At 67.7% G+C, this 1410-nt stretch carries 2 protein-coding genes; both read right to left on the reverse strand.

Annotated features, from left to right (window positions below):
• Window positions 1-422: hypothetical protein (locus G0Q01_RS25655; RefSeq protein WP_164213971.1), on the reverse strand; the 422-nt coding region annotated here is incomplete at its 3' end.
• A partial coding sequence (locus G0Q01_RS25660) for a phage tail tube protein (RefSeq protein WP_235940416.1) occupies window positions 422-1410 on the reverse strand: 989 nt, incomplete at its 5' end. The genes G0Q01_RS25655 and G0Q01_RS25660, both read right to left, overlap by 1 nt.

Here is a 1410-nt window from a genome sequence, read left to right on the forward strand (position 1 = left end):
ACGTTTCCCTCCATCTCCAATGCGATCCAGGGCGCCAGCAGCTCGCCGTGCAGCGTGGCGGAGACACCGGGGAAGAGCCGCATGAACTCGTCGAGCGTCTCCGAGATCATCGGAGCGGCACTGCCGTCCTCGAGCTCGACGCCGGCCCATCCCACCCCGAACCGCAGGAGAAGCAGCTTGACCACGTATCGCGCGGCGAGGCCCCGGAGGGCTTCGTCGTGTTCCGGTCCGAGGTTCTCCTCGTCGTGGATCTCGGCCTCGAGTTGCAGCTCCTCGGGCAGGTTCTGCCGGGCAAGCCGCAGCGCCGCCGCCTCGGCCTCGCGATAGTCCGCGTAGCCGAACGGCCTGCAGGAGACCGTGACGCCGTAGCCGAGGTCGATCTCGCGCGGCTCGGAGCCGCGCCGGTGAAGACGCAGGACCATCAGGCCGGGTTGGCGTAGCTGGCGGTGCTGTTCTTGAGCGTGATGGTCATCAGCTCGGCACCGTCCGCAGGCCGATTGGCCCGCCAGTTGAACGACGACGACAGGATACCGCGCCCCTCGACCGGCACGCCGGTGCGCTCGAGCCGAACGTTCGGACAGACGATCTCGAGCGAGCGCGTCGCGCTGATCTCCCACTTGAAGCCCAGCGAGAACGCCCCGCCGGTATTGGCGAGATCGTAGATCACGCGATCCTGGAAGCGCGCGCCCAGCGTGCCCGAGAGTTCCCAGAAGCCGGGCTGCATGGCGGCCGCCGTGGGCAGACCGTTGAGCGCCTCCTGGTCCGGCTCGATCCCGCTGTTCAGCGTCAGCGCCGCCTGGGTCACTGCCCCGGCGACCGCGCCATCCATCAGCAGCGCCGCCTGGAAGCCGACCGGCACAGGATCGGGCGCATATTGCACGGGCGTCGCGTCGAGCGTGGTGGGCTTGCCCACCTCCTGGCGACCGGCGAGATTGAAGGTGACCCGCTGGCGCTGGCCGTTCTTCTGCCCCGAGAGCTCGAGCCCGGTCATCGCCAGGCTGTCCTGGACGAAATGCTGATTGATGCCGGTGTGCGAAATCCCGTGCGTCCTGAGGCGGATCACCTGCTGGCGCGGCACGTTGAAGACGTGGCTGAAATCCTCTGTCCCGGTGGTCACCGGATCGCCGAAAAGCTGCTGCAGGTGCCAGCCGATCGAGTTCAGCCCCATTGGCACCGTCATGGAGCCCGTGAGGTTCTCGAGCCCCGCGACCACATCGCCCGGCATCGAGTCGCCGTAGGCGGCTTCGTCGTTTGCGAGCTCGCCGGTGGGCGACACGTTGTAGGAATAGAAGGGCATCAGCCGGAAGGCACCATCGGCCGCCGCCTCGGCGGTGCCAAAACTCGCCTGTTGGCGCGACAGCAGCCGCGCCTCGTTTCCACGCGCAAAGGTCATGGGATCACTCCATCGGG

The organism is Salipiger sp. PrR007 (assembly GCF_010499845.1).
Lineage (GTDB): Bacteria > Pseudomonadota > Alphaproteobacteria > Rhodobacterales > Rhodobacteraceae > Salipiger > Salipiger pacificus_A.